This window comes from Chitinophaga sp., assembly GCF_036569125.1.
Taxonomy (GTDB): Bacteria; Bacteroidota; Bacteroidia; order Chitinophagales; family Chitinophagaceae; genus Chitinophaga.
The window spans coordinates 1-8682 of record NZ_DATCRF010000516.1 but is presented as its reverse complement, the minus strand read 5'-3'; the positions used below and the strand labels follow the sequence as shown (position 1 = coordinate 8682).

At 48.9% G+C, this 8682-nt stretch carries 8 protein-coding genes; 3 read left to right on the top strand and 5 right to left on the bottom strand.

What is annotated here, in order from left to right; genetic code table 11:
• On the top strand, positions 1-437 hold a 437-nt coding region (locus VIM87_RS19570), incomplete at its 5' end, for a mannonate dehydratase (protein ID WP_331998632.1).
• 227 nt (positions 438-664) lie between these two features.
• Here VIM87_RS19570 and VIM87_RS19565 read toward each other — a convergent pair.
• Together VIM87_RS19565 and VIM87_RS19560 are read right to left on the bottom strand one after the other, a co-directional pair.
• A complete protein-coding gene (locus VIM87_RS19565) occupies positions 665-1366 on the bottom strand; it encodes an SDR family oxidoreductase (RefSeq protein ID WP_331998631.1) in 702 nt (233 codons plus the stop codon).
• Positions 1367-1466: 100 nt separating this feature from the next.
• A complete protein-coding gene (locus tag VIM87_RS19560) occupies positions 1467-2342 on the bottom strand; it encodes an AraC family transcriptional regulator (protein ID WP_331998630.1) in 876 nt (291 codons plus the stop codon).
• Between VIM87_RS19560 and VIM87_RS19555 the strand changes: the two genes are divergently transcribed.
• Both VIM87_RS19555 and VIM87_RS19550 read left to right on the top strand, forming a co-directional pair.
• Positions 2341-2814: a MarR family winged helix-turn-helix transcriptional regulator gene (locus tag VIM87_RS19555; protein WP_331998629.1), complete on the top strand. Its 474-nt coding sequence runs from the start codon at positions 2341-2343 to the stop codon at positions 2812-2814. The two genes, VIM87_RS19560 and VIM87_RS19555, sit on opposite strands and share 2 nt — an antisense overlap.
• A gap of 127 nt (positions 2815-2941) precedes the next feature.
• Entirely contained in the window at positions 2942-4255 is a 1314-nt protein-coding gene (locus VIM87_RS19550) for a hypothetical protein (protein ID WP_331998628.1), read from the top strand.
• Positions 4256-4260: 5 nt separating this feature from the next.
• Here VIM87_RS19550 and VIM87_RS19545 read toward each other — a convergent pair whose 3' ends face one another.
• The 3 genes from VIM87_RS19545 to VIM87_RS19535 all read right to left on the bottom strand — a co-directional run bounded on the left by VIM87_RS19545 (position 4261) and on the right by VIM87_RS19535 (position 8369).
• Positions 4261-4500, bottom strand: a complete 240-nt coding sequence (locus VIM87_RS19545; protein ID WP_217602634.1) for a hypothetical protein — start codon at positions 4498-4500, stop codon at positions 4261-4263.
• Positions 4501-4682: 182 nt separating this feature from the next.
• On the bottom strand, positions 4683-5873 hold the full coding sequence (locus VIM87_RS19540; RefSeq protein ID WP_331998627.1) for an alginate lyase family protein: 1191 nt from the start codon (positions 5871-5873) through the stop codon (positions 4683-4685).
• 39 nt (positions 5874-5912) lie between these two features.
• On the bottom strand, positions 5913-8369 hold the full coding sequence (locus tag VIM87_RS19535) for a glycoside hydrolase family 2 protein (RefSeq protein ID WP_331998626.1): 2457 nt from the start codon (positions 8367-8369) through the stop codon (positions 5913-5915).
• Positions 8370-8682 lie beyond the last annotated feature (313 nt).

Sequence of the window (8682 nt, the reverse complement as noted above, 5' to 3'; positions counted from 1 at the left end):
TGGGCCTGCCCCGCGTGGTAAGCACCGAACAGGATGCCCGCGAGCTGCTGGCAGCAGCACCTTATGCGGCTAATGGCCTTTGCTTTTGCACCGGCTCTTACGGTGTGCGTGCCGACAATGACCTACCAGGTATGGTAGAGCGTTTAGGGGAGCATATCCATTTCATTCACCTGCGCAGCACCCTGCGCGATGCTATGGGCAACTTTCACGAAGCCAACCACCTGGAAGGCGATGTGGATATGTATGCTGTTGTAAAGAGCATCTTAACGGTAATGAACAAACGTAATACCTCTATTCCCATGCGACCGGATCACGGACACCAGATGCTGGACGACCTGCATAAGAAAACCAACCCGGGTTACAGCGCCATCGGGCGTTTACGCGGGCTGGCAGAGCTGCGGGGGTTGGAGATGGGAATAGGAAGAGGGATGAAGTAATTTGTAAATGTGCAGATATGCAAATGTGCAAATGATTGGCCGGGAGCTTGTCATTTGCACATTTTGCTTTTAATGCATTAACGCACTACTTACTGAGGCATTCATTTTCATCTGCACATTTCGTTCTGCATGAGCATCATTTAAGCCATCCAATTTGCATACCTGTTACATTGCCTCATTCAAGGCATTCCATTTGCACATCCGCACATTTGCACATCTGCACATCTTTACAACCCCAACCCACCATCTACCGTAATCACCTGCCCGGTTATAAATGTATTGTGGATCAGCTGCGCGATCACTGTGGCAATATCTTCCGGTTTGCCTATACGGCCTGCAGGTGCGGCCTGCGCGTATTGCTGAAAAGTAGCAGAACGGGCTTCTTCCGGTAAAAAGCTCCACCAGGGCGTATCAATCACCCCGGGAGATACGGCATTGACCCGTAAGGGTTGTAATTCCTTTGCAAGTATGGGCACCATTATTTCCAGGCCGCCGTTAATGGCGCCCAGGCCGGATGTACCGGGCGCTTTAGCATGCCCGCTCACCGCTGTAATCAAGGTTACGCTGCCATTTGCGGAGAGGTAGGGCAATGCTGCCTGCAAGGTTTGCAGTTGCGGGAAGAATTTTTCTGCAAACCCTGCCTGCAGCTGCGCAAGGTCCAGCTCTTTAAATAAGCCGCCGCCTTTGGCGCCGCTTAACGCTATTACCAGGTGATCTATAGCGCCGTGGGCAGCCATAAATGCTTTGATATGGTCTGTATTAACGGCATCCACACACTGCCCTTTCACATTGGCGGGCAGCGTGGCCAGGGCTTCTTCCATTTTTTGCGGGTTACGGCCGGTAATGGTAACCGCTGCATTTTCTTTTGCTAACAAGGCAGCAGCAGCCAGTCCTATACCGGAGGTACCGCCTGCAATAACAACTTTCATCTGTGACATCTTTAAACTTTTTGTTTGTTGGATGTCTCAAAGGTAGCGACGCCATTACCGGTGCTTTTCCCGGTTCTTGCGATCCGTTTTGCATTTCTTGCTATTCCGGCTGCAGGCCCATACAAATAATGCGGGTATGCCGGGAGTATGGTTTGGAGAGGTCCATATCGGTAATATGCTCATAACCGGGATTACCCTGTATAAGCCGGTAGCCGCTTTCGGGCAGCCAGCGGTGCTTTACAAACAGGGTATAATCCATGGCAATTTCCAGCTCGCCCATTACCGGTATCTGCGCTATGGTCATAGGGCTGGTGGTATAGCTTTCGCGGCCGGTAAAAGGGCGGTGCAGGCGAATGCCTGCCAGGTAGCGGCATTGGGCCAGGGCAGTGGTGAAGGGTGTATCCAGGAATACGCCATAAAATTCAGGGTGCTGGTCCAGCAGCTCATGTGCAGCGGCCCAGCGATGCAGCTTTTTAAAGGCCTGCATAATATGCTCCTCCTGCAGGACCGTTAATTCACAGGCCAGGTGCAGACTTTCAGACCGGGTAATGCTGATGGGGTATTGCTGCACTTCCAGGGAAATGGCCGCTGTTTTTTCCCTGATGGCGCTTAACGCCTGTTCCCGGTATTGTTCGGCTGTAAGCTGGTACTTATTTTTGAAGGCCCGCGCAAAAACGGACTGGGAACTGAAACCACAATCTATGGCAATGGCGTACACGGATTTGTAGGGGTAAAAGATCAGCTCTTTGCACGATTTTTCCAGGCGTAAGCGCAATAAGTACTGTTTGGGGGCCTCTCCTACCCGCTGCCGGAACAGGCGGTGGAAATGGTAGGGCGAGTAATGCGCCTGCGCGGCCAGGTTATGAAGGGACAGATCCTCGTTGAAATGTTGTTGTATATAATGCAGTATATTGTCGATCACTTCCATGGCCATAACAAGATAATAAATATATATTTGACTAAAATAGCCTATCATGAACAGTCCGTTGGATGAGCGTTTACAACAATGCATAGCGCTAAGACCGCAGATGTTGATCCGTATGGTGAACCTGATCAAAAAGGATATGGACAACCGGCTTACTGAACAGCTGCAGCAGCGGGGGTATGCGGATTTTAAGATGGGGGATATGGTATTGATCGCCAACATTGCCCCGGAAGGCATTATTAATAATGAGCTGGCTAAAAAAGCGCTTATTACCAAGCAGGCCATGAGCAAGGTGGTCAAAAACCTGGAAGCGGCGGGCTATATTGAAACCCGCAAGCATGAAAGCGATAACCGCGCCATTATGATATTCCTGAGCGACAAGGGTAAACAACTGTTGATTGCCGCCACAGAAGGCGTACAGGAAATGGAACAGCACTACGCTTATTTAATTGGTGAAGAAGATAACAAACACCTTAAAGAACTATTAATGAAACTGGTACATAAGGTATACCCCGACATGTAACCCCCCTTCACAATTCTGGCACGTAAAGTGTATAAAAGAACCGGCTGTTTCAAAATTTTTTGTGTGTTGGACAAGGTTTTATACTTTTATACCGGCAGCTAAATAATAAGAAACAACCGGCGAACGTATGACCTCTACCCGGCTTTTATATAACGACGACGAATACATAGACGGCTTGCTGGATAGCTCCCCTGCCATTATAGATGCCATTTACCGGCAATTTGCCAAAAAGGTTAGCTCCTTCATCCTGCAACATGGCGGCAATAAAAAAGATGCAGCGCATATTTTTGAAATAGGGCTTACAGACATTTATGTGTATGCCAAAAAGCATCCCATAGAGCTGACCACCCGTTTTGAGCCTTTTTTTATGCTGGTATGTAAAATAGCCTGGCGTAAAGAGCTGCATAAAAGGGGACTGAACGTGGCAGAAGCGCCTGAGCCGGAAGTGGCCACCCTGGATAATGCCCACCTGAAATATGTACAGGAGATCACCAACAATGGTGAAAAAAAGCGGCACTGGCTGCAATGCTTCATGGAATTAACGCCTGCCTGCCAAACGGCTATACAGCAGGCGATCATCATTCCCCAGGCAGATGGGGCAGGCACAAACCTGCGTCCCACCTCAGGGCTGGTGCCGGATAACTTCCCTTCCTGCATGGCTAAGCTGCTTGAGCACGGCCATCAGCTCCAAACCGATAAGCTATTATCCAATAAAAGTTATGAACAAACCGCCCTGTATGTAATGCAATCCCTGCCGGAAACGGAAAAGCAAAATTTTGAAATTGAGCTGAAAGAGAACGGTAGTATACAGGAAATTGTAAAATCAGGTAAGGAAGCAATAGAATGGCTGCGCAGGGCTTTAACACCGGATAATACCCGCCGGGAGCTGGCCCAGATACTGGTAGATATGCGGCAACGCTGGTTTTACGGCAAAGACCGGGATATGAACCGTATGGGACTGTACGTGATGGGCATTACCGTGCTGGCTATCATCATAGCCGGCCTGTTATTCATCAGCCCCTGGCGAAAGGATGTGTACCGGCAGTTTGCCCCTACGGAAATGGTGCACCACCATACCGCAGATACCAATAATGCCGCTAAGCTGCTGCATGAAGCAGCCCGTAATTTCAATAAACGCCGTTTCAGTGAAACTGTAGAGCAGCTGAACCAGGTTTTACAAATGGACAGCGCCAACACCTACGCCCGCTATTACCGGGGCGTGAGCCTGCTGGATATGAATCTTTTGCCGCAGTCCCGTACCGACCTGCAAACCGTGTATAAAGATGATAAGTCGCCATACCGGTACGACGCCGCTTTTTACCTGGCGCTCAGCTATCTTAAAGAAGGAGATAAACAGCAAAGCGTTGGCTGGCTGCTGAAAATACCAGAGCAGGCGCCCATTTACTGGAAAGCAAAAAAGTTGATTGATGAAATAAGATAACCGGTTTAGTTCAGGTATATCATGCTTTTGCTGTGGTGAATAATGCTCTCCACTTCCCCCTTGATCACTTCATAGATCTGTACCTTGTCTTTTTTGATCATTACCAGCTGCTGTAATACCAGGTAGTATACTTCTCCTGCATTGCAACCGTACACTTGTGCTTTCAGGATCTCTTTTTTCACCTCCTCAAAACCAGTAGCGTCCAGCTTCTGGTAAATACTGTATAGGTCTTTCATCCAGTTCATAGGAATAGTTAGTTTACATATATATAAAACTATTCATAATATTATAAAAAAGCAAGTTTTTGGAGGAAAATTTTTCGTTAAATAATTGTGATTCACAGGTTAACACATTTGTGTGATGTGTATAATTAACCTGTGAACTAACATTTAAAATAATAGCTACAAAGAGTTAAGGCCCTATGCTGTTATGATCCCCCATCCCATAACCAGATCACCGGGTTGCGGATGGGAACATTCCGCAGCACTTCCTCTACCTGCGGGTCATGTTCCAGCTGTAACCATAAGCGGTAATAATCCATGTTATTATAAGCTACGGCGCCAAACAGCAAAAAGGGCTGAGCTACGGGCCAGTTATCCCAGTACATTACATCCTTTGCAAAGGGCCATTGTTTCTTATCTTTTACATAGGAATACATATAAGCCATGCCTTTTCCAATGTTCTTTCCATCTGCGGTGGTATACTGCCAGAGGTTATGATCCGGATTGCTTAACAGCTGGCAAACCATGGTCATGGCATCCAGGTTAAACAGCGAGTAGCCATAAGGTTTAGTGCGTTTTAATTCCAGCGGAAAGCTGCCATCAACAGCCATTTGCTTAGGCAGCAATACTTCTTCATAACGCTTTACGCAGAAGTCTGTCCACTTCTGATCCTTTACCCATCCTGCAAAAGCAGCTGCCTGCATTACCCAGCAGGTACCGTGATTATTGGCGGCATTCATTTCATCATGCCCGTATTGATGGGTGGTGATCCATTGCAAATACTCCGTGAACCAGGCTTTAATGGTTTTCACATCTTCCGGCGGCAGGGCGCCTGCTTTTTCCATAATGCGCAATGCCTGCACTACTTCCAGGAAATGAATAGTATCTATAATACCAATGCCCCGGCCTGTAACCCGGCCTTTAATGGCCTGCGCATATTGCAAATTGGGGTGCATCAGGGTGGCAGGATCTACAAACCAGGCGTGCGCATGCGCCAGGGCTTTGCGCAGGTAGGTTTTATCTTTTGTAACTACGTAACCTGCTGCCAGTGCGCCCATAATACGGCTAAAGCGTACCATTACCCTGCGGTGCTCCAGGAAATTATCCGGGTTGGTTTGCCCGTCCCGCTGAATATATGGGCTATCCGGGCTGGCTGGGTTAGGCCACCAGTAATCGGCTTCTGAATAAAAATCATGTTTACCGCCTGCACTACGGGGACAGCTATACGCTGTAATGGTAAGCGGGGTTTGTTGCATGGCGTCGACAGCTCTTTTCAGGATAAATGTACGCTGGTCTTTTATAACGCGTTGCAGCCAGGCCTGCTGCGTAGCCGGTGTTTGGGCTGCCAGCATGCAGGTGCAGGAAAGTAAAATAAACAGCAAGCCATATTTTTTCATAACGCAAAAGTTAGAGTAAGAAAAACTGTTCTCTCAAAACTATAGATTAATAAATGCATCGGGCACGCCCTGTACCGTAGCTCCTACCACGCTCTGTCCTTTATTTAAACGGATGCTTATCTGCGCCTGCCCGTTCACCAGCTGTACCCTGCGCGATCCGCCGGCAGTGCCCTGATCATCTATTAATGTGCCGCTACCGGCAATGGAAAAGCTGATGTAATCCTTTGCATCCAGGCAGATGATCTTTTGCGCATCCGCCAGCTTTACTTTTACTGTTACCGTATCATTGCTAACTGCTGTTTTTTCCAGCAGCAGCCGGGCCGGTTTGCTCCAGGGATCGGACTGGCAGTTAAAAGTAATTTCATCGCTTACTGTTTGTTTGCCATTGCGGGCCACCACTTTTACCTGGTAGCTGCCTTTGTGTAAAGGTAGCTGCCAGCGCAGGCCTGCAGCCGGAAAGTCCTGGCTGTTACGCTTTTTTACGCCATAGCTTTTACCATTCACAAACAGCTCTGCTTCCGGGCAGTTGGAGTATACCCAGATCATTTTTTCTTCTCCTTCCTTACCCCAGCGTATGGGCCAGCCATGCCCGTAAATATGCGCCATAGGCTGTGTAGCCCAGTACGACTGAAATACATAATAAGCCTCTTTAGGTGTAAGATCGCGGCCTACTACGCCTTTTTGATTCACATAAGGCACGGGATTCTCCGGCCGTAGCGGGGTAGAAAAATCTTTGAAGATCCAGTAAGCGCTGCCCGTAAGCTGCGGTATGGTTTCCTGTTCTTTCAGGTGCCAGTCAATAAGGTTACAGGCATATGTTTCAGACCAGTCGCCATCTTTAGAGGCGCGTGCGCTGCCGCCGGTGAGCGCAAAATCGCCGGTGCGTTCATCAGCGCCTTTGCCGGTAGCTACTTTTTTAACGGCTTCTTCCGGGTACTCTGCATGCCGGCCCTGGTGGCTGTCGGCGCCCCATTCTGCATGAAAGAAATGCGGCACGCCGGCAATAGCTTTCAGCGTTTCATCCTTATACTCCGTGTAGCGGCCGCGGTACCAGCCAGCCCAGATGGAGGGTGAATACACATCTACAATATCCTTACAGAAATCGCAACGGCGAATGGTGGTTTTACGTGTACTGTCCAGCGTATGCGCCAGCGTGTTTAATTCGCTCATAAAAGCATGGATCTTTTGCTTATCAAACTCCGGAAAATCGCCGGGCCAGTCGTTTTCATTACCCAGGCCCCAAAGGATCACAGCCGGGTGGTTATAATGCTGTGTGATCATGTTGGTAAGCATGCGGCGGGACTGCGCTTTATACACCTCTCCTCCCAGGCCGCCGCGGCACCAGGGAATTTCTTCCCATACCAATATCCCCAGGCTATCGCACAGCTGCAATACTAATGGTGACTGCTGGTAATGGCCCAGGCGAATGAAGTTGGCGCCCATATCTTTGATCAGCTGCATTTCGCGCCGTATCATGTCTTCTGTAAGCGCAGCAGCTACCCCGGCGCCATCCTCATGCCGGTGGGTGCCCTGTAATAATAAGCGCTTGCCATTCAGCATAAATGGCCCATGTGTTATAAATTCAAAATTGCGGAAGCCAAAATGCCCGCTCCACACGGCTTCGCCGGCACTGCTTTTCAAACGCGCCTGTATGGTGTACAGCTGCGGTTGTGCGGGCGACCATAACAAAGGCTTTTTAAGAGTGAAAGGTTGCAGCACCTGTGCACTATCCTGCAGGGTAAGCGGCTGTGTCCAGTGCTGTACTACTTTTTGCTGCGGGTCCAGCACGTTAATATCCAGGGTGGCCTGTGTGTGCTTTAATGGGTTGCGGAAAGCAGCCTGCAGCCGTACAGTGCCTGTTTTTCCCTGCGCGTCTACCTGCGCCTGTATGTGCAGCTGCTCAAAAGATAACGCAGGCGTATACACGAGATTAAGGTAACGGTATAATCCCCCGTACACGTTAAAGTCCGACATGTCAGAAGGGATCATTTCCACATCCCTTGCATTGCTGCAACGGATCTCCAGCGGCACTTTGCCATTATAACGTTTAGCATCTGCGCTTTGCAGAAACTGTTGTACGGCGTCTGTAATATCTACGGTCCATTCATCGTAACCACCGGTGTGGTGGCCTACTTTAGTGGTGAAAATGTAAACATCTGTTTTTTGACCGGCGCCTTCAAAGTGCAGCAGCGTGCGGCCCTGCGTGTAAGGATTCTTTACCTCTAATACGGTTCTGTACCAGCCCGGCCCTTCGTAATAATTTACATCCGGGTCTACCGCATCCCTTGCGTTAAAACAATGTGGCAGGCTTACCTTTTCCCATAAAGGCACTGATTCAGGACTGCCTTCTGCTGCGGGGCGTACGGCTTCCCAAACACTGCCTAAGTCTTCGCGGAGGAATTCCCAGGACTGGGTAAGGCGCAGGCTTTGCTGGGCGTGGGTTGTGGGTGATAATAAACAAAATAAAAGTCCGGTTAAAAGCAGGTAGCGGATCATTTAAATCAGTTGATAACGTGAAAATCTGTGCAACAAATCAAATATATACAATCGATTGCATAAAATTGGAAATGTTTGCGGGAAGGCGAAAAATAAGGAAGGAAAGGGGAAGAAAATGGAGGTGAGTGCGGAGGAAGTGGAGGCGTGAATACAGCTGTGGCTGATCAGGTGGTAGAGATAGGAAGATGAAGGAAAGGGAGGTATGGCAGGTAAGTGGAGAAATGGAGGAAGATGATAGGAGTGGTTTATAAAGGGAGCTGGCAAGAAATGAAAGGAGCTATGGAGGAAGATGGTGGTAAATGGCTTATAAAAG

Excerpts from the sequence above, each read along its gene's own strand:
- VIM87_RS19565 (WP_331998631.1), bottom strand. The coding sequence starts at position 1,366 with ATGAAAGTTGTTATTGCAGGCGGTACCTCCGGTATAGGACTGGCTGCT.
- VIM87_RS19555 (WP_331998629.1), top strand. The coding sequence starts at position 2,341 with ATGAACAGTCCGTTGGATGAGCGTTTACAACAATGCATAGCGCTAAGA.
- VIM87_RS19560 (WP_331998630.1), bottom strand. The coding sequence starts at position 2,342 with ATGATAGGCTATTTTAGTCAAATATATATTTATTATCTTGTTATGGCC.
- VIM87_RS19550 (WP_331998628.1), top strand. The coding sequence starts at position 2,942 with ATGACCTCTACCCGGCTTTTATATAACGACGACGAATACATAGACGGC.
- VIM87_RS19545 (WP_217602634.1), bottom strand. The coding sequence starts at position 4,500 with ATGAACTGGATGAAAGACCTATACAGTATTTACCAGAAGCTGGACGCT.
- VIM87_RS19540 (WP_331998627.1), bottom strand. The coding sequence starts at position 5,873 with ATGAAAAAATATGGCTTGCTGTTTATTTTACTTTCCTGCACCTGCATG.
- VIM87_RS19535 (WP_331998626.1), bottom strand. The coding sequence starts at position 8,369 with ATGATCCGCTACCTGCTTTTAACCGGACTTTTATTTTGTTTATTATCA.